We start from the raw sequence: 21,420 nt of genomic DNA, 5'->3' as shown, positions 1-21,420 counted from the left end.
ACGGCCCCGGGCCCGTGTCGTCGGCGTCAGAACATCAACGAGGTCAGACGGCGACGCGCGGCGAGAACGCGCGGGTCGCCGTCTCCCACGAGCCCGAAAAGCTCGAGAAGCCGATCGCGCACCGTAGCCCGAGCCTCACCGTCGACCGCTGCGAAGAGATCCAGCAGTCGCCCGAAGGCATCATCGACGTGCCCGCCGGCAACGTCGAGGTCGGCGACGCGAAGCTGCGCCTCGACGTCCAGCGGAGCGGATGCCGCGGCGGCGCGCGCCTCTCCGAGATCGAGCCCCTGCACGCGATCGAGCAGCTTCACCTGCCCGAGCCCGGCCTGGGCGTCGGCATCGCGGGGGTTCTCCGCGAGCGCGCGCTCGTAGGCGCTGATGGCGCGCGGGTAGTCGCCGGCCTCGATCGCGGCATAGGCCTCGGCGTGCAGCGGGGGCAGCGGGGCCTCGGCGTTCTCTTCAGCCGACTCCGTTCCCTCGTCCGCCGGAACGGTGCCGGTCACACCGTGCTGGGCGGCGAGCTGCAGCAGCTGCGCGAACACTTCGCGTACCTGCTGCTCGGGAACGGCGCCGGTGAACAGCGGCACGGGCTGGCCGGCGACGAGCGCGACGACCATGGGAATGGACTGGGCCCGGAACCCCTGCGCCAGCTGCGGGTTCGCGTCGACGTCCACCTTCGCCAGGACCACCCGACCGGCGAGCTCCGTGACGACCTTCTCGAGGACCGGGCTCAGCTGCTTGCACGGCCCACACCACTCCGCCCAGAGATCGACGACGACCGGGACGGTCCGCGAGAGCTCCAGAACTTCGCCGAACGTCTGGTCGGTCACGTCGAAGATCAGACGCGAACCGCCGCCCGCCGGCTGCTCGGCGGCGGCGCCGGCCGGAGCAGGCGCCGCAGGACGATGACGCAGCGACGACAGATCGAGGGCTCCGCGGAGCACGGCACTGGGAGACGGATCGCTCATTCAGACAACCTTCGCTGAGAGGACATTGGAACGGTAGCCGAGGAACTGGATCGGCTCGGACGAGCCCGCACCGGGCACGAAGAAGAACAGCTGGTCGGCGTAGGTTGTGGTGAAGCCGGTCGAGGACTGCGACACGCCGGTCAGGGCGCTGGCCACGGGGTTGGTGTCGGGGACGTTGATGACGGCGTCGGGATTGCTCGGCGTGAACGTGTGGTCCTCGGTGATCGTCACCGCGACGACCGCGCCGCTCTCGAGCGTCTGCAAGGCGATGGGCGCCTGCGTGCCGGCCTGCGTCGTGAAGGAGACCGTTCCCGTCTCGGCACCGGTCTGATTGAAGTCGTTGACGATCTGCTCGCGGTTCGACGCGACGCCCGAGCGGAAGGCATCCCCCTCCGCCTCGAAGAGTCGGGCGTACGGGCTCGCGTCACCGTTGGTGAGCAGGTCCGCATACGCCGCGGCGAGATCCTTCGGCGGCAGCACGAGGAACGGCGAATCGGGTGCGACTTGCGCAGCGCCGAGGTAGGCCGGCGCGAGCTCCGGGAACGAGTCGGTTGCCAGCTCCGCGATGTAGCCGAGCTTGTAGTTGGACCACGGGTCCTGCTGGCTGACCGTCATGATCGTGTCCGACGCGCCTTCGCCGCCGTCGACGACCGCGAGGAAGGTCCGAGGCCACTTGTCGAAGGTCTCCGGCAAGAGGATCTCGAGCGGCTCGGCCGGAACGGGAGGCAATGGCGCCCGATCCGCGATCTTCGACCGCAGGGTGTAGTTGGTCTCGCGCTCCGCGAGAGCGGGTCCGGCGAGGCGCGTCGCCGCCAGCGCGGCGTCGGCACTCGCGTCGGCCGTCGAGACGTCCTCGGCGATGCGGGTCAGAATGCGCTCCGCCTGCTGCTGGGTCACGGCGGGTGGCGCCTGGTCGGGATCCGCCACGACCGTCGCGGTGGGAGAGGGCGTCGGGCTCGGCGCGAGCTGGGGCCAGGCGTCCGCGGAACACCCGGACAGCGCGACGACCGACACGAGCGGGAGGGCGAGCAGCGCCTGCCGGCCGCGGGTGAGTCGTCGGCGCGGCGGCGTCGACGAGATGACGCCCTTCGCCTCGTCCTCCACGGTGAGGTCGATGGGCTGCGTGGCGGTCATGGGGAGGCCCTTCCGTCGCGGACCGCGCGACCGGCGCAGGTGACGCCAGCCGAGCGCGTACATGACGATGCCGAAGGCGAGGAGGATCCCGCCACCGACGATGAGCGGGCCGGCCCACGGCGTGTTCGACTCGATGGGCCAGGTCACCTGGATGTCGGCGGGCGCGGCGGCCGTACCGTCCGACGCGATGAGGACGCTCATGTCCTCCGGCAGCTGCAACGAGGTCGTCAGTGCGTCGTCGCGCTGGAACTCCTCGAGCCACAGGTCCGAACCGACGGGTGACGGCATCGCGGGGACGGTGCCGTCCGCACTCGGCGAGGGCGCGGAAGCAGCGGCGACGTCGGTCGTCGTGATGGCGCCCTCCTCGTCGACGCCGAGCCGCGTGTAGTCCGTGCGCGCGAGCCACGCGGTCACGTCGGAGGTCCGGCCGTACGCGGCGAAGACGGTGCCGGAACCCTGCACGCTCAGCGACTGGGCTCCCGGCCGCGATGTCAGGACGGACCCGTCGATCAGCGTGAACGGCGCGTCCGCGGCCACTGTCACCGACTCGGTCACGCTCTCGGGTCCGCGCAGGATCGTACGCTGCGCGATGCCCGCACCGATCATGACGGTCGCCAGGACGAACGCGACAACAGCCCACACGAAACGCACGAAGAAACACCTCTCCACATCCGGAACGGGACCACCGAACGCTTGATCGACGTTCCAGAGTATCGAAAACGACCTGAAAAGGTCGTGAAAGGGGCGCCTCCCGCCGAAACCCTGCACGGATCGTAAAGTGAGGTGATTCGACCCCGGAGGCGTTCGTGAAGATCCAGAACCCGTTTCGCACCGCGCTGATCGCCACCCTCGGCGTCGGCGTCGGCATCGTGATCATCGGGGGGATCCAGACCCTCTCGACGATCCTCCTCTATGTCGGCACCGCCCTCTTCCTCGCGCTGGGTCTCGATCCCGTGGTGTCCTGGCTCGAGCGACGACGACTGCCGCGCTGGGCCGCGCTCCTCATCACGTTCGCCGCACTCCTCGCCGCCTTCGCCGGCATCATCCTGATGGTCGTGCCGATCATCGTGTCGCAGATCAGCCAGCTCGTCGCGGCCATCCAGGATCTCGTCACCAACGGCAACTGGGACCCGGTCAACGCCGTCAAGGACTGGCTGACCGTCACGTTCCCGCAGCTGAACGTCGACGAGCTCTTCCAGTACCTCTCCGACTGGTACAACTCGCTCGACATCGGGGCGATCGGCGGGTCCATCACCGGGTCGATCATCCTCATCGGCGGCGGGATCATCAGCGGCTTCACGGGCGCCGTCATCGTGCTGATCCTGACGATCTACTTCACGGCATCGACGCCCAACCTGAAGGCCGCGGTCTATCAGCTCGTCCCGGCATCGCGGCGTCCGCGTTTCATCGACCTCGCCGAGCAGATCACCGCATCCGTCGGCTTCTACGTCATGGGCCAGGTGTCCCTCGGCGTCATCAACGGTGTGCTCAGCGCGATCTTCCTGAGCGTGATCGGGGCGCCGTTCCCCGCCGTGCTCGCGGTCATCGCCTTCTTCTTCTCGCTCATCCCGCTCGTGGGAACCCTCACCGGCTCGGCGATCATCGTGCTGACCTGTCTGATCCCTGGGCTTTCCGAGCCCCAGACGGCGCTGTGGGCGGCGATCTGGTACCTCGTCTACATGCAGGTCGAGGCGTACTTCATCTCTCCGCGCATCATGAATCGGGCGGTCTCGATCCCCGGTGCCGTCGTGGTCATCGCGGCCTTGGCCGGAGCTGCGCTGGGGCAGCTCCTCGGAGCGCTCGTGGCGATCCCGGTGGCAGCCAGCATCCTGATCATCTACCGTCAGGTCGTCATCCCGCGGCAGAACGAACGCTGACGATCAGTCGTCGTCCCACTCCTCCGCGAGCGGCAGGGCGTCGGGGTTCACGGCGGCGACGATCTCGGTGAGGACGCGACGGGTCTGATTCTCCCCCACCCACAGATGCTTCCCGCCCTCGACCGCGATGAGGGTGGCGTGCGGGATCGCCGCGAATCGCTCGCGCGCTTCGGCCGGCCTGAGGTAGTCGTCGAACTCGGGCACGACGATCACGACGTGTCGCTCATCGTCGGCCCAGGCAGCGACCTCGTCGGCGGTGGCGCGGTGCAACGGCGGCGAGAGCAGGATCACGCCCTCGATGTCATGGTCGCGCCCGTACTTGAGGGCGAGTTCCGTGCCGAACGACCAGCCGACGAGCCAGGGTCGGGGCAGTCCCCGCTCGCGCACGAAGGCCATCGCGGCGGCGACATCGAAGACCTCGCCGACACCGCCCTCGAATGCACCCTCGCTCGTGCCACGCGGCGAGGTGGTCCCGCGCGTATTGAAACGCAGCACCGCCAGGTCGGCGAGGGCCGGGAGCCGGCCCGCAGCCTTGCGCAGGATGTGCGAGTCCATGAAGCCGCCCGCTGTCGGGAGCGGATGCAGCGTGACCAGCGTCGCGACCGGGTCGCGGTCCTGCGGCAGCGCGAGCTCACCTACCAGCGTCAGGTCGTCGAGCGTGTGCAGCTCGATGTCCTCGCGCCGCGCCGGGAGCTGAACGGGTCCACGGATCTCGAAGCTCATGCGATCCTCCAACATGCTGAATGCCAATGCCGACGCGCGGCCAGATCCGCGGCGTCGCCCAGGACGCCGTCCGCGCGCCAGGCGACCACGTGCGCCGTCCCCGGCGTGATGTCACGCCCGCAGCCGGGGCACGTGTAGGTCTTCTGCGCCTGCGCCGCCGACACGGGTTGGACGGTCCATTCGACGCCACGACGCGTCTCCGACCGCTTCCAGCCGCTCAGCAGCCGCTCGAGCGAGTCATCGCGCGGCTCCGGCCGTCGCCTGTTGGAACGGGGCATGGGGCGCCGTCACCACCAGTGGTTGCTGGACCAGAATGCGTACGCCTCGCTCCAGCTGCCGTAGCGCCCCACGGCGTAGCCGTTGGCCCACCTGAGGTTGTCGACGGGGTCGTATCCGCTGCCCGGGACCTTGCTGCAGGGATAGGCCTGCACCAGCCCGCACGCGCCCGACGAGGCGTTCGTGGCGTTCGGGTTCCAGCTGCTCTCGCGCGAGACGATGTAGTCGACGTATCCCCAGTCGCCCTCGGGGATGCCGGCGGCGCTCAGCCAGTCGGTCGACGATCCGCCACCGCTGTACATGACCGGCGCGGATCGCGACGTCCCCGCGCTCTCACCGTCGACCGGGGTCGGGGTCGGCGTCGGCGTCGGGGTGGGCTTGGGCGCCACGTAGACGGTGAATCCGCTGCGGTCGAGGTGCGCCGGGGCGGGAGCCACGGCGTCGGTTGCGAGCGCCTGAGCGTCACCGCGGGAATCGGCCCACAGCGAGACGACCTCGACCGGCCTCTCCTGCGCGGCCGCGAGCGCCGTCCCGAGCGGGGCAAGGGCTCCGCCGGCCATGCCGAGCGCTGCGACGGCCGCGAAGACGGCGGACACTCCGCGCCGGCGCGACCAGCGCGCGGGGGCCGACGACGACGGGACGCGCGCGACCGGGGTGCGCGTCGTGCGTCGGGTCACAGTCGAGCGAGAAGTCACAATGCCCTCGAGTTTAGCGAGGCGAGGGTCATCTCTCCATCAGACTCACCCGATGGCGAGGATGACGGACACGACCCCGTCGAGCACGGCGTCCACCTGCGCTTCGCGGTAGCCACCGCGCTGCATCCGGAAGGCCACCGAGCGCACCTGCTCCACGGTGAGGGGCTCGCCGGATTCGAGGTACCGCGCGATGCGGTCCGCGACGAGATCGACCTCGTCCATCCGGTAGCCGTAAGACAGCACGCTCACGCGGTCGAACCGCCGGCGCTGGGGGCGAGACAGCCGGTCGAGGATCTCCTGAGCGAGATTCCGCGAGCGACCGACCCACGCGCGGGCACCGGCGCGCGACAGGGCGCGTTCCCGCTCCCGTGCGGCAAAGGCATCCTCGATCCGTCCGATCGCCGCATCGACGGGCGCGACGGCGTATCCCCCGCGCACGAGCGGAAATGCGGTCGCGCGGATCGCGGCGGAGTCGAGTTCATCCTCGTCCGACGATTCGAACGCCTCGCGAGCGCGACGCAGGAAAGCGTCGACGGCGGCCCGGTCGTATCCCTTCGCGCGCCCGTGCACCTCGGGGAACGGGCTCGCGGACAGGGAACTCTCGGTCGAAGTCATGACATCACCAGGGGGGACAGAGCGTGGAACAGGACGAGCGCGACGACGGTGGACGGCAGGATGGAATCGAGACGGTCGAGCACTCCCCCGTGGCCCGGCAGCCACGAGCTCATGTCTTTGATCCCGAGATCCCGTTTGATCATCGATTCGGCCAGGTCGCCCACCGTCGCGGAGCCGAGGATCACCAGACCGATGATCACCCCCGTCCAGGCGGGCAGTCCCAGAAGCAGCCAGGCGAAGCCGACCGCGACGAGCACGGCCACGACGCCCGCTCCCGCGAAGCCCTCCCAGGTCTTCTTCGGGCTGATCCGCGGGGCCATGGGATGCTTGCCGAACGCGAGGCCCGCCGCATAGGCGCCGGTGTCGGCACCGACCACCACCGCGATCATCGCGAGCACCCAGAACTCACCGCCGTCCTCACGCAGGAGGATCAGCAGCAAACTGCCGAGGAAGGGCACGTAGAGCTGCACGAAGCCGCTGATGAGCACGTCGCTGAGCACCTGCCCGTAGCGGCGGCTCTCGACGCTCACCATCTGCGCCATGAGGCGCCAGACGATGACCGACACGACGGCGGCGAACACGACCACCCAGTGGGTGCCGGCATCGAGGAGGAAGCCGGCCGCCAGGACCGCGGCACCGGCCACGAGCTGCGGCACGACATCGACCCGACGGCCCGCGGCCTGCAGGGCCCGGACCAGTTCGAACACGCCGAGAAGAGCGACAGGGATCGCGAAGAGGACGAAGACCCACTTCACGAAGATGAGCGACCCGATGACCACGACGCCGATCGCGATGCCGATCAGGATCGCCACGAACAGATTGCGCCCCGTACGCGCGTTGATGCGCTCGTTGGCCTGCTCGAAATCAGCGCGAGCCTTGCCGATCTGGTGCTCGAACTCCGTCCGAGCGGCGCGCACCTGATTCTGGAACGTCGAATCACCGTGCTCGCGCGAACGGGAGCGCTCCCGCTCTGATCGAGACGGGGCGTCGTCGCCGGGTGCGCTCATCGGTCTCAGACCTCGAGGAGCTCGGCCTCTTTGCGCTTGAGCGCGTCGTCGATGAGGTCGACGTGAGCGCGCGTGAGCCCGTCGAGCTCCTTCTCTGCGCGCACGAGCTCGTCCTCGCCGACCTCGCTCTTGAGACCGTCGAGTTCGTCCTTCGACTTGCGCCGGATGCCGCGGAGGTGGACCTTGTGGTCCTCGCCCTTCGAGCGGACGAGCTTCACGTACTCCTTGCGGCGCTCCTCGGTGAGCTCGGGCATGGTGACGCGGACGATGTTGCCGTCGTTCGTCGGGTTCACGCCCAGGTTCGGGGTGTCGCGGATGGCCTGCTCGATCGCCTTCAGCGCCGACTTGTCGTAGGGCGTGACGATGATCGTCCGCGCCTCGGGCGTGTTCAGCGAGGCGAGCTGAGCGAGCGGAGTCGGCGACCCGTAGTAGTCGACGAGGATCTTCTGGAACAGCGCCGTGTTGGCCCGCCCCGTTCGCACGGTGGAGAAGTCCTCCTTCGCCGCCTCGACGGCGCGTTCCATGCGGGCTTTCGTGTCAGCGAGGATCTCGGGGATCACGTCACTCCATTCGTCGGTACGTCCGGTCAAGTCTAGTCTGCGGGCGGATGCCGCTCACACGGTGACGAGCGTGCCGATGCGCTCGCCCAGCAGGGCGCGGGTGACGTTGCCGGCCGGCTCCATGCCGAACACGCGCATGTCGATGCGGTTGTCCATGCAGAGGCTGAAGGCGGTCGAATCCACGACCTTGAGCCCGCGCTGCAGCGCCTCGCCGTACGTGATGCTCTCGATCTTCTGCGCCGTCGGATCCTTCTTCGGGTCGGCGGTGTAGACCGCGTCGACGCCGTTCTTGGCGACGAGCACCTCGTCTGCCTTGATCTCGAGCGCGCGCTGGGCGGCGACGGTGTCGGTCGAGAAGTAGGGCAGGCCCGCGCCGGCTCCGAAGATCACGACGCGCCCCTTCTCCATGTGGCGCTCCGCGCGGCGTGGGATGTAGGGCTCGGCGACCTGCGTCATCGAGATGGCCGACTGCACACGCGTCGCAGCCCCCGCCTGCTCGAGGAAGTCCTGCAGCGCGAGGGCGTTCATGACGGTGCCGAGCATGCCCATGTAGTCGGCACGGCCGCGGTCCATACCGCGCTGGCTCAGTTCGGCTCCGCGGAAGAAATTCCCGCCGCCGACGACGATCGCGACCTCGACCCGGTCGACCGCCTCGGCGATCTCGCGGGCGATCTGACCGACGACGTCGGGGTTGACGCCCAGCTGGCCGCCCCCGAACGCCTCGCCCGAAAGCTTCAGCAGGACGCGACGGCGCCCGGTCTTCTCATCGTTCATCGTGTCCCTCTCGTCGCTGTGTTGCAGAGTATCGCCCGGATGGGCATGGAAAAGGCCCGCATCCGAGGATGCGGGCCTTTCGGGCAATTACGCGCCGACCTTGAACCGAGCGAAGTCGGTGATGGTGATGCCGGCATCCTTCGCGACCTGCGCGACGGACAGCTTGTTGTCCTTCGCGTAGTCCTGGTCGAGCAGGGCGACCTGCTTGAAGAACGCGCCCACGCGGCCCTCGACGATCTTGGGCAGAGCAGCCTCGGGCTTGCCCTCGTTGCGGGAGATCTCGGTGACGATCTCGCGCTCCTTCTCGACGTCGGCCTCGGGAACGTCCTCGCGCGACAGGTAGCTGGGGTTCGCGAACGAGATGTGCTGCGCGATCGAGCGAGCCGTCTCGGCGTCCGAGCCGGAGTACGCCACGACGACGCCGATCTGCGGGGGCAGGTCCTTGCTCGTCTTGTGGAGGTAGATCTCGAACGCGTCGCCGGTCAGCGTGCGCACGCGGCGCAGCTCGACCTTCTCGCCGATGATGGCGGCCTCATCGTTGATGAGCTGCTCGATCGCCTGACCCGAAGCGTCGGCGGCGAGGGCGGCCTCGACCGAGTCGGCGGATGCGGCGGCAGCAGCGTCGGCGACCTTGTCGGCCAGCGCGATGAAGCGGTCGTTCTTCGCGACGAAGTCGGTCTCGCAGGCGAGCTCGACGAGGGTGACCTTGCCGTCCTGCTCGCGCGCGACGACGAGGCCCTCGCTCGTGGAGCGGTCGGCACGCTTCGCGTTGCCCTTCGCGCCCTTGAGGCGGAGGATCTCGACGGCCTTCTCGACGTCGCCGTCGGCCTCTTCGAGGGCCTTCTTGGTGTCGACCATTCCGGTGCCGAGCTGCTCGCGAAGAGCCTTGATGTCGGCGATGGTGAAGTTTGCCATGAGTGGCGGCTCCTTCTGTCTGTGGGAGATCTCGTGGATGCCGATCGGCGCGGCCGGGCTCAGCCGCGGCCGCGCCGATCGTAGCGGGTCAGGAAGACGCGCTGATTACTTCTCGGTGGCCTCGGCGGCGACGGTCTCGGTCTGCGCCTCGGCGCCGGCCTCGTCGGCGGGCGTCTCGGTCGCGGCGACCTCGGCGGCAGCGCCCTCGACCACAGCGGTCTCAGCCGGAGCGCTCTCGAGCAGCTCGCGCTCCCAATCGGCGAGGGGCTCGGCCTCGGCCGACTCGTCGGACGGCTGGTGACGCTGGATGAGGCCCTCGGCCGCGGCGTCGGCGATGATGCGCGTGAGCAGGCTCACCGAGCGGATCGCGTCGTCGTTGCCGGGGATCGGGTACTGGAACTCGTCGGGGTCGGCGTTCGTGTCGAGGATGCCGATCACGGGGATGCCGAGCTTCTTGGCCTCGTCGATGGCGAGGTGCTCGCGCTTGGCGTCGACGACCCAGATGGCCGACGGGGTCTTCTGCAGGTTGCGGATACCGCCGAGCGACTTGTGCAGCTTGTCGAGCTCGCGCTTCTTGAGCAGCAGTTCCTTCTTGGTGAAGCCGCTGGCAGCCGGGTTCTCGAAGTCGAGCTCCTCGAGCTCCTTCATGCGGGCGAGGCGCTTCGAGACAGTCTGGAAGTTGGTCAGCAGACCACCGAGCCAGCGCTGGTTGACGTAGGGCTGCCCCACGCGGGTCGCCTGCTCGGCGATGACTTCCTGCGCCTGCTTCTTGGTGCCGACGAAGAGGATCGTGCCGCCGTGGGCGACCGTCTCCTTGACGTACTCGTAGGCGCGGTCGATGTACGACAGCGACTGCTGCAGGTCGATGATGTGGATGCCCGAGCGCTCGGTCAGGATGAAGCGCTTGACTTTCGGGTTCCAGCGGCGGGTCTGGTGCCCGAAGTGAACGCCGCTGTCGAGCAGCTGGCGAATGGTGACGACGGCCATGGCCGTTCTCCTTCTGTTTCGGTTGATTCGCCGGGCCGACGGCCCGGTACTCCTGGCGCCCGACGCACTTCCGCTCGCCGCCGGAGCGGGAGACCTGGGGAAGATGCGCCACGATCGGAGAACCGATCGCTCAGGGCACGCGTAGTCACCTCGACGAGCGAGGTGCGGTGATCAGTGTAGCAGTGAGCCGCTCCTCCCCGAGGCGCGCGGCGGTCGGCTTCTCCACGTGTCGGCTCTCCGCACCGTCCGCGCTCGGCACGGGCTCGAGACTCGGCACATGATCCGCCGTGTCGTCCGAAGCCTCGCCGCAGCTCTCGTCGTGGTGAGCCTGCTCCTCCTCGGCGATCCCGGGTCCGACCCGGGTACCCATGCGGATGCCGTTCCCGCCCCGCCGTCGGGGTGGACGATGCCACTCCGACAGCCCACGGTCGTCCGTGGATTCGAAGCCCCCGCGCACGAATACGCGCCCGGTCACCGCGGCGTCGACCTGTCGGGCCCGGACGCCGAGGTCCTCGCCCCGGCCGGCGGGACGATCGCCTTCGCCGGCCCGGTGGCGGGCCGGCCCGTCGTGACGATCGATCACGATGACGGCCTGGTGACCAGCCTCGAGCCGGTCGAGACGACGCTCGCGCCGGGAACCGCGGTGGCCCGCGGAGAGCCGGTGGGCACCGCGGCCACCGGTGGTCATGTCGGCGACCACGGCATCCATTTCGGCATCCGCCGCCACGGGGAGTACATCAACCCGCTCATCATGGTCGCCGGCCTGGCACGGCCGGTCCTCTTGCCGTGCTGCTGAGCGTCAGCCGATCGCGTTGCGGTCGCCGCTCTGCGTGACCGCCCCGAGACGGTCGGCTTCGACCCGGTTGTCGTTGCCCGACACCGACACGGCGCCGACCTCATCGGCCTCGACGGTGTTCCGGTCGCCCGCGACGGCGAGAGCGCCGACGACGGCGGCATCGACGTCAGCGGACTGCCCCGTGACCTCGAGCGAGTCGACGGAGCCGAGGTCGATCTCGAGGCGATCGCCGCTCGCGACCACACGGCCGATACGCGCTCGTTCCAGGTCGACGTCGAGCGCGGTGCCTTCGATCCGGACCAGATCGCATTCGCCGGCGAAGGAGACGTCGAGGTCGTTTCCGCGGATCGTGAGCACGCCGTCGACACACGAGACTTCACCTGCCTCGGGCGCAGCGGGAGCCGTCGCGCCCGGCGACACGTCCGAGGTCGTCGGTGACACGGGAGAGGGGGCGGGTGCCGTCCGGGGCGCGGTGGGGCGGACGATACGGTCGGGCTGGTCCGAGGATGCCGGTGTGCACGATGCCAGCATCGCGACGAGCGCGATCGCCCCCACGACGACGGCGGGCGTTCTCATACGCGTCTCCTCACGGTGTTCCCGGTCCCTCACGGTGAGCCCGGTGGCTCCACGCTACGACGCTCCGGCACGGCGCACCGTCAGGCCCGAGGATGAGCTTGGCGATAGGCGGCGGCGAGCCGCTCCCCCGACACGTGCGTGTAGATCTGCGTCGTGCCGAGGCTTGCGTGCCCGAGGATCTCCTGAACGGCGCGCAGGTCGGCGCCGCCATCCAGCAGATGCGTCGCGGCGGAATGTCGCAGGGTGTGCGGCCCGACCGCATCCACCCCGAGTGCGGGGGCGAGCTTCTCCGAGACCGTCGCGTACACGCCGCGCGGGGTCAGCCGGCCTCCGCGTGAGCCGAGGAACACCGCGCGGGTCGCCCCCGTGGCGCTCGCGGCGCGCGCCGCGAGCACCGGGCGCCCGCGCACCATGTACGCCTGCACGGCGTCGAATGCCGGACCGCCCACCGGAACGACCCGGTCTTTATCGCCCTTGCCGGTGACGCGCGCCGTGCGCCGTGCGCTGTCGACGTCGTCCAGGTCGAGCCCGCACAGCTCGGAAACGCGGATGCCCGTCGCGTACAGCAGCTCGAGGATCGCGTGGTCGCGGAGGAGGACCGGGTCTCCGTCGGCCGCCCGCACCCGCAGATCGTCCAGGACCGCCGCCATCGTCTGGGCGGTCGCGACCTTGGGCAGGGTTCGCGCGCGCTTCGGCGACGCGAGGCGCAGCGCGGGATCGCTGGCGATCGCGCCGCGCTCGGTCGCCCACGCGAAGAAGCCGCGCGCGGTCGCGGTTCGGCGGGCCAGTGTCGAGCGCGCGTCGCCCCGTTCGCTCGCGCGCCAGACCCAGTCACGCAGCACCTCGATGTCCACCTCTTCGAGCTCGATGTCTCCCGACGCCGCAGCCAGATCGACGAGATCGTTGCGGTAGGCCCGGACGGTGTTCTCCGACAGCCTGCGGACGCGCAGCAGATGCTCCGCATACGCCTCCGCCGCCTCCGAGATGAGCATGCAGCCAGCATGACCGATACGCCGGTGCCGCCGGGCCAGGCTCGCGGGCCGCCGACCTTCAGCTCGCCGTTCGACGCCACCCACGCTCGTCGGACACGACTCGGCCGTCGAGCGCGAGGAGCCCCAACCAGGCGCTCACCTCCTCGCCGGCCACGCCGGAGCGCCGAGCGATCTCCGCGACGTGGCGGGGCGTTCGTGTGCTCAACGCGTCGAGCACCCTCGTGGCATCGTCTGTACGGCCGTCGCCCTCGACAGCCACGGCTGGGCCGGCCTGATTCGACCATCCGAGCATCTCCCGCACGTCTTCCGCGCTCGTGATGCACCGGCCGTCGTATTCGCGGAGGATCCGGTGGCATCCTGCCGAAGCCGCCGAGGTCACCGGCCCCGGCACTGCCCCGAGGGCCCGCCCGAGCGCCGCTGCGTGGCCCGCGGTGTTCAACGAACCCGACCGCCACCCCGCCTCGACCACCACGGTGGCATCGGAGAGCGCGGCGATGAGCCGGTTGCGCTGGCAGAATCACAGACGTGACAACGTGCGCGATCTACGTCCGGCAGTCCATCGACAAGGCGGAAGGGATCAGCCGACAGCTCGCGCGATGCCGCGCCCTCGCGGACTCCCGAGGGTGGACGGTGGTCGCCGAGTTCGAGGACAACGCCGTGAGCGCGTTCAAGTCTCGCGGTGTGGGCACCGCATGGCAACGGCTCCTCGACTCCCCCGCCGAGGTGGTGGTCGCCGTCAACATGGACCGACTGCTTCGCGGGCAGGCTGACCTGCTCGCGCTCATCGATGCCGGGAAGACGGTCGCGACCGTTGAAGGTGACCTCGACCTCACCACCGCAGAGGGCCGCTTTCGCGCCGAACTCCTCACGTCGCTCGCGTCGTTCGAAGCGCGGCGCAAGGGTGAGCGGCAGATTCGAGGCAATGAGTCGCGCGTGGCGAACGGGCTCCCGGTTCCGGGTAAGCGGCGCTTCGGGTTTGAGCCCGGGAACGTCATCGAGCGCCCCGAGGAGGCCGAACTGGTTCGGCGCGCTTACGCCGACATCCTCGCCGGGCACTCCCTCCGCTCGATCGCGACCCGGTTCGGGAAGCCCCCGGTGCGCGTCCGGGAGATTCTGACGAACCCCTCATACGCCGGTTGGGTCGTCCGGAAGGGGCAGAGGTTCGAGGCGCACCCGAGCGTCGCCCGGATCGTGGATCGGGACGTATGGGAGGCGGTTCAAGACCTCCTCGCCGATGATGCCCGACGCACGAGCCCCGGCCCGGGTCGGAAGCACTTCCTGAGCGGCATCGCCCGCTGCGAGTGCGGGGCGCTCATGCGAGCGATCAGTGTCTACTACAAGTGCAGTGCGGACACTGCGCATGCCACCATCTACAGGCGCGACCTCGAACCGCACGTGAAGTCGCACCTCGCCGCCGCACTCATCCGTAACGCCGGGGCCGCAACGGTCGGCGCACCCGCCCCACTCGCACGCCGCCTGAGTGAGCTTGAGGATGAGCGGACCCGGTGGACGCGCATGGGGGCACTCCCGGGCGTGGACTTCGCGGAGGTCGAGCGGGAACTCGTGCGGATTGCCCGTGAGGCGGAGGAGGTCGCGGAGCGGCTGGGGCGGAGCCGGGTGGAGTCCGCGACCCAGCGCCTCACCGTGGAGGCCCTGACAGTGCTCGCCGACGCCCTCGAAGACCCGGACGCGGTGGAGGAGTTGCCGGACGGGTCGCGGGACGTAGAGGTAGTCCTCGACGCGTGGGAGACGTATTTCGACGGCCTGCCGCTGGACTCGCGGCGTGACCTCATGGACTCGCGGCTGATGATCGTCGTCGGGAAGGGCCGCGGGTTGGGGCGAGTCGTAGTCGAGCCACGCTAGCCTGCGATCGTGACGCTCGCCGACATCATCACCGGAGCCATCGCCCTGGCCGCGCTCCTCGTAAGCATCCTCACGTTCCGATTTGCGAGGAAGGAACCGGCGCGCGCTCGCACGCGTGCAAACCGGGATCAGCTGCGTGACGCCCTCGCGGCGGCGCTTGGTGATTGCCAGTCCGCGGAACACCTGCTCGGTCGCGGAGCGGACTTACCCGCGGTGCCCGCCAGTGTGGGGAACGCGGAGGCCCTGGTGGAAGCGATGAAGACGCGACTACAGGAGTCTGCTCGACTCGAAGACATCCACGTACGTCTGCTTGCGCTATCCATGGAGTGGCGTAGCGCTGTCTGGGCGCAGGAGCGAACCACTTCTACGCGCGATAGAAAACAGCATTGGGAAGCCAACGCCCGCAGAAGTGCGTCTGGCGAGGGTAGCGAGCTAGCCGAGCGGGATCGCGTGACCGCAGACGAGTATGCGCGGCAGTACGAGGAGGCGTCCCGTGAGCGAACGGCTAAGCATCAACGCGTCGCGGAGGGGATCAAAGAGTTCGAGCGCGTTGGACGCTCATACATCCGTGCGCTGGATAGCAGCGACAAGGCAGGACGCGATCTGGCCTAGCTGGTCTGCTCACCCGCGAACTTCCGTACGCTTCTGCCACGCGCATGGAGTCTGATTCCACAGAGCGACAACGCAAGAGTATCGGCACTAAATAAGTTCCTCTGACCTGGGTATTTTTGTTGCACACCTCATGTTGGAGCGCTACGGTTGAGCATGTCGCCGGGTTGTTCTCCCACTACCCGATGACGAGGCCCCGGGACTCCCTGCCCCGGGGCCTCGTACTTTCCGCGTTCCCGAAGGAGACAACGTGACCACCAAGCTTTCACCGACCGTCGTGCGTGCTTTCGCGCGAGCGAAGGACCGCGTTCTGGTGACGATCGACGAGGAAGCCGACAGCTACGGGCTTGCCGACGCCAGCCACCCGCTGGACGGGCTGGTCTTCGGACCTGCGACGCTCGCCGAAGTCGCTGTGGAAGTCGGAATGTGACCCCGGCGGGGCTCCGGACCGAAAGCCAACAAGTACACAGTGGAACCTAGAACCGCAGAGCCCTCAGCGCCCGCAGTCTCCGCAGGCCGTCGAGGTTCGTTCGGATGGCGGCGAACCGGATGCGCGCGGCCCATGCGCGAAGCTCAAGAGTGCTCATCGTGACACTCCATCACTTCGCGGATGTTGTGGGCGGTGATCCATGCATCCATCCAACGCACCTGATCCTCAAGACGCGCAACGCGCTCTTCGAGGCTCGGGGCGGGGTGCTGGTAACGGCGGGTCACGCTCGTACCTCTCCCGGGACATAGACGTAGATACCCGAGAACCCTCGGGTGCCGTTCGTTTTGACCTCTCCGAAGCCGAGGGTGCGCAGCGCCTTGTAGAACTCGGGGCCGGTCTTCGGGCGGCGAATGCCGTTGTGCTCGCACCACAGCGAATAGCGGGTGTAGACCGTCGTGCGGGTAGCCCGCAGGCGCTCGTTACCCACGTCCGCTGTCACGGCCTCATCCTCATCGAGCCATTCACGGATCGGATCGGAGTCGCGGGCGAACCGCTCGCGAGCCTCACGAGCCGCGCCGATCACCTCGAACTCACGGAACGGGCGCTCGATCACCGACCCGTCTCTCTGCTGAACCGGCTCAGTCCGGTAGTAGAGGGCGCGGAGGGCACGCATTGCCTTGTTGAAGATGCCCGGAGTCTCCGCGAACAGCGCCGACTCATCGAACGGCTTCGAGCGGTCTACCTTCCGGTCGAACGGCAGGATGACCCAGCGTCGGAAGTACGCCCCCGACGTGTTGGCCGACTGCCACACCTTATTCGTGCTGAACACCGGCACCGCGTACGGGCTGAACGGGAACGCGGTCTTGCCCTTGAACTCAGCGCTCATCGTGTCGCCGCCCGTGATCTGTAGGAACAGGCTCGTGTCGTTCATGTACGAGGCGTCGATGTCACCGACGATGTTCGCCGTCTTCCCGAACAGGTTCGCCGCCGAGAAGCGGTTCTCGGTGAGTGACTTCAGGCTCTCGGCGGAGATGTTCTCGCGCCCGAGGAGTCGTTCGAGCACCCGCAGGAACGTACTCTTACCCGTCCCCTCAGGGCCGAGAAGGAGGAACGCTCGCTGTAGTGGGTTGCCGGTCATCAGCATGTAGCCGAGCGATTCCCACACGAGCGACTGCACCTCGGGAGGCAACACCTCGTTCATCCACGCATCGAACCGAGGGCACGCCGCGTCAGCGTCGTAGTCGATCGGGAGCTGAGTCATCGACAGGTCGCGCGGGTCGTGCGGCACCTCGACTATGCCGATGTCCTCGCCGTGGCCGTTCACCGCTCGCCAGTCGATCATCGTGTTTCGAAGGTTGATCAGCGGCGCCCACGCCTCAGGTTCGGTTGCGGGAAGGCGCACGGTCAACTTCGAGTGACGCACGAGACGTTCCACAGTCGATGCCCGGCTCATCGTGTACTCGTTCTTGAGAATGCGGCTCACTCGCCGATCGATGATCTCGTCATCAGGCACCCACACACCGACCCGAGGATCGATCTGAGCCGGGTCGATCTTCGAGGTGTCCGTTCCACGGCTGGTGAGGAAGACCCAGAACCCGCCATCGGGACCGATCGCGATGTTGTCTCCGAGCATCACGGCCATAGTGTGCGGCTTGAACTTCCCGGCGTCGGTGAAGTAGTCGGCCTTGTTGGACGGCGCGGCCATCAGAAGTTGCCCCGATCGATGCCCCGAGGGTGCCCCACAGGTGCCCCGGAATCGAACACATCGAGGTTCGCCGTCTCATCTTCGGGGCAACTCTGGGGCAACTCTAGGGCACCTTCTGGGGCACCCTCTTCCCTACTCACTACTGGGAGAGGGCTGGTGGGGCAGGTTTCTGGGACGAACTGCTCAGACGGCTTGTTCTGCTGATTTCCCTGGTGAGTGAGAGAAAACTGCCCCGCCTGCCCCACAGACCACGGGACCACCGGAGCGCCTGACAGCATCCAGTCGTGGATCGACTCAGCGTTCATGCGCGCGGGCATGGAGAGGTAGAGGTCGTAGTCGAGTTCGGGCGGGCACGAGCCACGCTCCCAGAGTCGAGAGTTCGGTTCGTAGAAGTAGGCGACGCCGCGGATGCGGAGCGTTTCGTTCAGTCCGAGGAGGGCGTACGCGGGACGGTCGATGCCGTCTGCACCATGGGTGCGAGGGAACATGGGATATCTGCTTTCAAAGGCCGAGGCCCCCCAAGCTGTCCTAGCACGAACATCAGGTTGGGGGGCCTCTTTGAAAGAGATATTGTCTACACAGATTATAGCAGACTTCGGCTCGTGCTAGGAATCGAAAAGCCCGGACTCGACTGCCGGATTCCTTCGAATCCCGTCCCAGCGGGGCAAGTCCATCTTAGCACAAAACGGCAACCCCTATATACGGAGTTCGCACACCGAGTTCACCCTAGATGATGGGGTTACACCATTCCGCATTGCCGTTTCAAGTACGGAACCCCCGAGCGGGACTGCTCGGGGGTTGCGCTAGCACATAACGACACTGTGGTTAGTGTGGCGGGATTGCCACCCTTCCATTGTATAGAAATACAGAAGGCCCCTCGGCAGCGAAGGAGGAAGCATACCGAGGGGCCAACACTTGAAAGAAGCACAACCCGTGACGATTGCACTCACTCATTATATCGTCTCTTTCAGAGGTGGTAAAATGGAGGTGTCACATTGAAAGAATGCCTCGCGAATCGAGGCGAGAGCTGAGACCCCGATGCCGACCACCAATATCAACGTGACCGTTGCCTCGACCGCGACGGCTAACGAAGTTGCGAACGTTCTGCACCAACTTAGACAGGTGGCTTCCTCTATCACCGTGAAGGTGGACCTCCGCGGCTCGGGGGCTGCCTCGGGTGAGTGAGCTAGAAGGCCGACCCTCCGCGGCTACATCGGAGGGAACCGGGCACCCTGAAGGTGCTCTCTTCACCAAGTGGACTTACTTCGACGGGTGCCGCTGCAAGCGTTGCACCGCGTCTTACAAGCTGTCTCTGCGGTACGTCAAGGACGACACCGACGAGACCCCGCTCGACCACTACGGACGCCCGTACACGGGGCCGCTACCGCACAACACCTACCTCGCCGCGCGAGGCGAGCAGTGCCGCTGTGAGGGGTGCCGTCATGACGCTTGAGCACGCGATCTTGCAGCCGGTCGAGAACGGAGAGCCGTTGTGCTCATGCGAGTACTGCGATGCGGCGAAGCGGATCATCTTCCGCATGCGGAAGACCTCAGCCGCGCCCGCGACCAAGGCGAAGAACACGGCCCTCCTCGCCGCGATCAAGGTCGCCGCTGACACCGGGGCTCCCCTGCCTGAGGGCGCCGCGCGACGACAGAAGGCCGTAGCTGAGAAGCCCGATATGAGCTTCCTTGACGCCCTGCCTGCGGGGCAGAGGTGGCAGGCCCGAGTGGACTACTGGGCCGAGCGTGTGGGCGCACGCACGTACCAGGGCAAGCGCGACCAATGGACCAACCTATGAGCGTCCACTCAGCACGCGGGGCCGCGTGGAACAGGGTCCGCCTCGCCTGCCTAGAGCGTGACCTGTACGTGTGTCAGTACTGCGGAGGTGTGGCTACGACTGCGGACCATGTGATCGCTCGATCGAAGGGCGGACCCGATGAGCTATGGAACCTCGTCGCCGCGTGCAATCCCTGCAACGGACGGAAGTCGGATCGGCCGATCCTTCGCCGCTTCTGGCGCGATGAGTCGTGGTTCCGCCGATGAGCCGACCCCCTTTCTCCTCCGGCGCACACGGAGAACCCCGCCCCACCTTTTTCGCGTACAACCGGCCTAATAATCCCGAGGTTTGACCCGATGACCGTCGAAACACTCTCAGAAACCCTGGAAACCTACCTAGCGACCCTAGGTTCATCGGTGACCCCTGCGGAGTCCCCCATGATCGCCGCCCTACGCGCGATGGCAACGCAGCTTGACGCGCAGATCGCTGACGAGGGCGCGGTTGCGTCCCTCCTCGCGACCTACACCCGCGAACTCGCCCGCTTCCAAAAGGCCCGTGCGAACATGCCCGCGGTCGATCCGCTCGCCGCCGCCCTGGACGCTCTGAACGACCCTGCCCCTACGACAAACGACGCCATGAACGATTCGTGAGTTCGGGGCGGCTCGATACACCGCCCCACTATCGGACAACTTCACAAGCGACTGGGATCGGTTCGAGCCGATCATTCTCATCGTCTGGCGCGAGGCCTTCGGGATCGAACTGGACCCCTGGCAACGTGCGCTTCTGCGCGCGATCCTCGAAACGTATCCGCCCGGGCACGCCCGCGCGGGTCAGCTTCGCTATCGCTCCGTCGTCGTGTCGATGGGGCGTCAGAACGGCAAGACCGAACTCGGCGCGATCCTTGGGCTCTGGGGACTCCTCCGTCAGTCGAACGCGTTCACGGTTGGCCTCGCGTCCAGCAAGGAACAGGCCGACCTCATTTATGCCCGCGCCCGGAAGGCGATCACCGGCAACCCGACGCTCGCGAAGCGGTTCCGCCGCTCGACCGGCACCCGCGGTCTTGAGACTCACGACGGCGCGATCTACCGGGTAGCCCCGGCAACGTCGGCGGGTCTGCAAGGTATCCCGATCACGACCGCGCTCGTCGATGAACTGCACATCCTCCCGCGCGAGCTATGGGCGGACGTGGTGAACGGCATGGGCGGACGCCCGAACACGCTCGTCATCGGCATCACGACCGCAGGCGGTGATGAGTCCGAGCTACTGAAGAACCTCTATGAGACGGGAGAGCGGGCGGTAGCGGGCGACCCGACGCTTGAGCGCTTCGGCTTCTTCTGCTGGGAGGCTCCCGAGTCGATCGTCCCGACCGATGACGCGAAGCTTCTCGACTACCTCAAGGCCGCGAACCCGGCGCTCTCGGGCGGTCGCCTTGACCCTGAGACGATCCTCTCGGACGTGCGCGCGCTCTCGAACGCCGAGATTCTGCGCTACCGCCTCAACCGCTTCACCTCGGGCACAGAGGCTTTCATCGACCTCGCGAAGTGGGGTGAGTGTCAACGCCCGTGGGATTCCGAGTGGCCTACCGGCACTCAGCCGGTCATCGCTCTCGACTGGTCTACGGGTCAGCAGTACGCGACCATCGCCGCCGCCGCGCTCGATGAGTCCGGGAACGCGCACACGCAGCTTGTCGCGACCATCGTCAACCCGACCCTCGAAGGACTTACGGCACTCTGCGAGGAACTGTCGTTCCGGTATCCCGCGGCCTTCGTGATGTACAGCTACCGCCTTCGCGAACTCGGGAACGAACTGAAGCGCCGCGGGTACCCGGTGTCCCTCTACTCTCCCGCCGATATCGTGCGCGCCTCGAATTCGTTCTACGCGCGGGTAGCTCGGAAGACGCTCCGCCACGCGGGTGACCCGCTGCTCACGGTCCAACTCCCCCGCACCGTCTCGAAGCCTCACGGGGACTCCTTCATCATCTCAGCGTCCGATTCCTCGACGGAGATCGATGCGGTTATGGCAACTGTTATGGCCGTGCACGCCGCGGAGGTCACACCGCAGCAGACCGCGAGCTTCTTCTGAATATCACCCTCGAATTCGATGGTAAAATGGTAGGAGACAACAGCGACGAATTCCTATC

The 21,420-nt window shown here is 67.5% G+C and carries 25 protein-coding genes and 1 pseudogene; 9 read left to right on the top strand and 17 right to left on the bottom strand.

All coding sequences use genetic code 11. The features are described from left to right. Positions 1 to 26: 26 nt before the first annotated feature. On the bottom strand, positions 27 to 968 hold the full coding sequence (locus tag C1N74_RS07775) for a tetratricopeptide repeat protein (RefSeq protein ID WP_023950929.1): 942 nt from the start codon (positions 966 to 968) through the stop codon (positions 27 to 29). Beyond that, positions 969 to 2,753, bottom strand: a complete 1,785-nt coding sequence (locus C1N74_RS07770; protein WP_071918145.1) for a glycosyl transferase — start codon at positions 2,751 to 2,753, stop codon at positions 969 to 971. Positions 2,754 to 2,908: 155 nt separating this feature from the next. Between C1N74_RS07770 and C1N74_RS07765 the strand changes: the two genes are divergently transcribed. Beyond that, positions 2,909 to 3,979 carry an AI-2E family transporter gene (locus C1N74_RS07765; protein ID WP_023950933.1) on the top strand — a complete coding sequence of 357 codons (1,071 nt, stop codon included), beginning with the start codon at positions 2,909 to 2,911 and terminating at the stop codon, positions 3,977 to 3,979. A 3-nt stretch (positions 3,980 to 3,982) separates the two neighbouring features. Here the strand turns inward: C1N74_RS07765 and C1N74_RS07760 are convergent, their stop codons facing one another. From C1N74_RS07760 to rpsB, 9 genes are all read right to left on the bottom strand, one after another. Further along, positions 3,983 to 4,702 carry an alpha/beta hydrolase gene (locus C1N74_RS07760; protein WP_023950935.1) on the bottom strand — a complete coding sequence of 240 codons (720 nt, stop codon included), beginning with the start codon at positions 4,700 to 4,702 and terminating at the stop codon, positions 3,983 to 3,985. Then, entirely contained in the window at positions 4,699 to 4,980 is a 282-nt protein-coding gene (locus C1N74_RS16630) for a hypothetical protein (protein ID WP_023950937.1), read from the bottom strand. Before C1N74_RS16630 ends, C1N74_RS07760 begins: the two co-directional genes overlap by 4 nt. A gap of 9 nt (positions 4,981 to 4,989) precedes the next feature. Continuing rightward, complete coding sequence (locus C1N74_RS07750; RefSeq protein ID WP_071918146.1) at positions 4,990 to 5,655, bottom strand: transglycosylase SLT domain-containing protein; 666 nt, start codon at positions 5,653 to 5,655, stop codon at positions 4,990 to 4,992. Positions 5,656 to 5,718: 63 nt separating this feature from the next. Next, complete coding sequence (locus tag C1N74_RS07745) at positions 5,719 to 6,288, bottom strand: DivIVA domain-containing protein (protein ID WP_023950941.1); 570 nt, start codon at positions 6,286 to 6,288, stop codon at positions 5,719 to 5,721. Continuing rightward, positions 6,285 to 7,295 carry a phosphatidate cytidylyltransferase gene (locus C1N74_RS07740; RefSeq protein WP_064956631.1) on the bottom strand — a complete coding sequence of 337 codons (1,011 nt, stop codon included), beginning with the start codon at positions 7,293 to 7,295 and terminating at the stop codon, positions 6,285 to 6,287. Before C1N74_RS07740 ends, C1N74_RS07745 begins: the two co-directional genes overlap by 4 nt. A 5-nt stretch (positions 7,296 to 7,300) precedes the next feature. After that, the gene (gene frr / locus C1N74_RS07735; protein ID WP_064956632.1) at positions 7,301 to 7,855 is read right to left on the bottom strand and encodes a ribosome recycling factor; all 555 of its coding nucleotides are present in this window, start codon (positions 7,853 to 7,855) and stop codon (positions 7,301 to 7,303) included. Positions 7,856 to 7,909: 54 nt separating this feature from the next. Next, the gene (pyrH, locus tag C1N74_RS07730) at positions 7,910 to 8,629 is read right to left on the bottom strand and encodes a UMP kinase (RefSeq protein WP_023950947.1); all 720 of its coding nucleotides are present in this window, start codon (positions 8,627 to 8,629) and stop codon (positions 7,910 to 7,912) included. Positions 8,630 to 8,716: 87 nt separating this feature from the next. Then, complete coding sequence (gene tsf, locus C1N74_RS07725) at positions 8,717 to 9,544, bottom strand: translation elongation factor Ts (RefSeq protein WP_137750301.1); 828 nt, start codon at positions 9,542 to 9,544, stop codon at positions 8,717 to 8,719. Positions 9,545 to 9,649: 105 nt separating this feature from the next. Next, positions 9,650 to 10,531, bottom strand: a complete 882-nt coding sequence (rpsB, locus tag C1N74_RS07720) for a 30S ribosomal protein S2 (RefSeq protein ID WP_088379916.1) — start codon at positions 10,529 to 10,531, stop codon at positions 9,650 to 9,652. Between the two features lie 277 nt (positions 10,532 to 10,808). Between rpsB and C1N74_RS07715 the strand changes: the two genes are divergently transcribed. Beyond that, positions 10,809 to 11,327 (top strand): murein hydrolase activator EnvC, encoded by a 519-nt coding sequence (locus C1N74_RS07715; RefSeq protein ID WP_137750300.1) that lies wholly within the window; start codon positions 10,809 to 10,811, stop codon positions 11,325 to 11,327. Positions 11,328 to 11,330: 3 nt separating this feature from the next. On the opposite strand, the gene C1N74_RS07710 is transcribed toward C1N74_RS07715, so the two are convergent. The 4 genes and pseudogenes from C1N74_RS07710 to C1N74_RS16765 form a co-directional block, all read right to left on the bottom strand. Further along, the gene (locus tag C1N74_RS07710) at positions 11,331 to 11,903 is read right to left on the bottom strand and encodes a DUF3060 domain-containing protein (RefSeq protein ID WP_088379915.1); all 573 of its coding nucleotides are present in this window, start codon (positions 11,901 to 11,903) and stop codon (positions 11,331 to 11,333) included. Between the two features lie 80 nt (positions 11,904 to 11,983). Next, complete coding sequence (locus C1N74_RS07705; RefSeq protein WP_137750299.1) at positions 11,984 to 12,895, bottom strand: tyrosine recombinase XerC; 912 nt, start codon at positions 12,893 to 12,895, stop codon at positions 11,984 to 11,986. Positions 12,896 to 12,953: 58 nt separating this feature from the next. Further along, on the bottom strand, positions 12,954 to 13,187 hold the full coding sequence (locus C1N74_RS16770; RefSeq protein ID WP_375538056.1) for a hypothetical protein: 234 nt from the start codon (positions 13,185 to 13,187) through the stop codon (positions 12,954 to 12,956). A gap of 51 nt (positions 13,188 to 13,238) precedes the next feature. Next, positions 13,239 to 13,400: pseudogene (locus tag C1N74_RS16765) on the bottom strand (DNA-processing protein DprA); the annotation flags it as partial. A gap of 20 nt (positions 13,401 to 13,420) precedes the next feature. Between C1N74_RS16765 and C1N74_RS07695 the strand changes: the two are divergent. The 3 genes from C1N74_RS07695 to C1N74_RS07685 all read left to right on the top strand — a co-directional run bounded on the left by C1N74_RS07695 (position 13,421) and on the right by C1N74_RS07685 (position 15,797). Beyond that, a complete protein-coding gene (locus tag C1N74_RS07695; RefSeq protein ID WP_181405594.1) occupies positions 13,421 to 14,758 on the top strand; it encodes a recombinase family protein in 1,338 nt (445 codons plus the stop codon). 9 nt (positions 14,759 to 14,767) lie between these two features. Next, positions 14,768 to 15,370 (top strand): hypothetical protein, encoded by a 603-nt coding sequence (locus tag C1N74_RS07690; protein WP_137750296.1) that lies wholly within the window; start codon positions 14,768 to 14,770, stop codon positions 15,368 to 15,370. 247 nt (positions 15,371 to 15,617) lie between these two features. Beyond that, a complete protein-coding gene (locus tag C1N74_RS07685; protein WP_137750295.1) occupies positions 15,618 to 15,797 on the top strand; it encodes a hypothetical protein in 180 nt (59 codons plus the stop codon). Between the two features lie 280 nt (positions 15,798 to 16,077). Here the strand turns inward: C1N74_RS07685 and C1N74_RS07680 are convergent, their stop codons facing one another. Beyond that, entirely contained in the window at positions 16,078 to 17,502 is a 1,425-nt protein-coding gene (locus tag C1N74_RS07680) for a phage/plasmid primase, P4 family (RefSeq protein ID WP_137750294.1), read from the bottom strand. Further along, positions 17,502 to 17,990, bottom strand: coding sequence for a hypothetical protein (locus C1N74_RS07675; protein WP_137750293.1), 489 nt, complete (start codon positions 17,988 to 17,990; stop codon positions 17,502 to 17,504). The genes C1N74_RS07680 and C1N74_RS07675 overlap by 1 nt, the downstream gene beginning before the upstream one ends. A 954-nt stretch (positions 17,991 to 18,944) precedes the next feature. Here C1N74_RS07675 and C1N74_RS07670 point away from each other — a divergent pair. From C1N74_RS07670 to C1N74_RS07655, 4 genes are all read left to right on the top strand, one after another. Further along, on the top strand, positions 18,945 to 19,301 hold the full coding sequence (locus C1N74_RS07670) for a hypothetical protein (protein WP_137750292.1): 357 nt from the start codon (positions 18,945 to 18,947) through the stop codon (positions 19,299 to 19,301). Next, complete coding sequence (locus tag C1N74_RS07665) at positions 19,286 to 19,546, top strand: HNH endonuclease (protein ID WP_137750291.1); 261 nt, start codon at positions 19,286 to 19,288, stop codon at positions 19,544 to 19,546. Before C1N74_RS07670 ends, C1N74_RS07665 begins: the two co-directional genes overlap by 16 nt. 90 nt (positions 19,547 to 19,636) lie before the next feature. Continuing rightward, entirely contained in the window at positions 19,637 to 19,930 is a 294-nt protein-coding gene (locus C1N74_RS07660; protein WP_137750290.1) for a hypothetical protein, read from the top strand. Then, positions 19,923 to 21,362, top strand: coding sequence for a terminase large subunit domain-containing protein (locus C1N74_RS07655; protein WP_137750289.1), 1,440 nt, complete (start codon positions 19,923 to 19,925; stop codon positions 21,360 to 21,362). The genes C1N74_RS07660 and C1N74_RS07655 overlap by 8 nt, the downstream gene beginning before the upstream one ends. Positions 21,363 to 21,420 lie beyond the last annotated feature (58 nt).

Source organism: Microbacterium sp. SGAir0570, assembly GCF_005491085.2.
Taxonomy (GTDB): Bacteria; Actinomycetota; Actinomycetes; order Actinomycetales; family Microbacteriaceae; genus Microbacterium; species Microbacterium arborescens.
This window is presented reverse-complemented; position numbering and strand designations above follow the sequence as displayed.

Coding starts and splice junctions, on each gene's coding strand:
- C1N74_RS07710 (WP_088379915.1), bottom strand. CDS start 11,903: ATGAGAACGCCCGCCGTCGTCGTGGGGGCGATCGCGCTCGTCGCGATG.
- pyrH (WP_023950947.1), bottom strand. CDS start 8,629: ATGAACGATGAGAAGACCGGGCGCCGTCGCGTCCTGCTGAAGCTTTCG.
- C1N74_RS07680 (WP_137750294.1), bottom strand. CDS start 17,502: ATGGCCGCGCCGTCCAACAAGGCCGACTACTTCACCGACGCCGGGAAG.
- C1N74_RS07660 (WP_137750290.1), top strand. CDS start 19,637: ATGACCGTCGAAACACTCTCAGAAACCCTGGAAACCTACCTAGCGACC.
- C1N74_RS07775 (WP_023950929.1), bottom strand. CDS start 968: ATGAGCGATCCGTCTCCCAGTGCCGTGCTCCGCGGAGCCCTCGATCTG.
- C1N74_RS07715 (WP_137750300.1), top strand. CDS start 10,809: ATGATCCGCCGTGTCGTCCGAAGCCTCGCCGCAGCTCTCGTCGTGGTG.
- rpsB (WP_088379916.1), bottom strand. CDS start 10,531: ATGGCCGTCGTCACCATTCGCCAGCTGCTCGACAGCGGCGTTCACTTC.
- tsf (WP_137750301.1), bottom strand. CDS start 9,544: ATGGCAAACTTCACCATCGCCGACATCAAGGCTCTTCGCGAGCAGCTC.
- C1N74_RS07675 (WP_137750293.1), bottom strand. CDS start 17,990: ATGTTCCCTCGCACCCATGGTGCAGACGGCATCGACCGTCCCGCGTAC.
- C1N74_RS16630 (WP_023950937.1), bottom strand. CDS start 4,980: ATGCCCCGTTCCAACAGGCGACGGCCGGAGCCGCGCGATGACTCGCTC.
- C1N74_RS07705 (WP_137750299.1), bottom strand. CDS start 12,895: ATGCTCATCTCGGAGGCGGCGGAGGCGTATGCGGAGCATCTGCTGCGC.
- C1N74_RS07745 (WP_023950941.1), bottom strand. CDS start 6,288: ATGACTTCGACCGAGAGTTCCCTGTCCGCGAGCCCGTTCCCCGAGGTG.
- C1N74_RS16770 (WP_375538056.1), bottom strand. CDS start 13,187: ATGCTCGGATGGTCGAATCAGGCCGGCCCAGCCGTGGCTGTCGAGGGC.
- C1N74_RS07760 (WP_023950935.1), bottom strand. CDS start 4,702: ATGAGCTTCGAGATCCGTGGACCCGTTCAGCTCCCGGCGCGGCGCGAG.
- C1N74_RS07740 (WP_064956631.1), bottom strand. CDS start 7,295: ATGAGCGCACCCGGCGACGACGCCCCGTCTCGATCAGAGCGGGAGCGC.
- C1N74_RS07665 (WP_137750291.1), top strand. CDS start 19,286: ATGGACCAACCTATGAGCGTCCACTCAGCACGCGGGGCCGCGTGGAAC.
- C1N74_RS07670 (WP_137750292.1), top strand. CDS start 18,945: ATGACGCTTGAGCACGCGATCTTGCAGCCGGTCGAGAACGGAGAGCCG.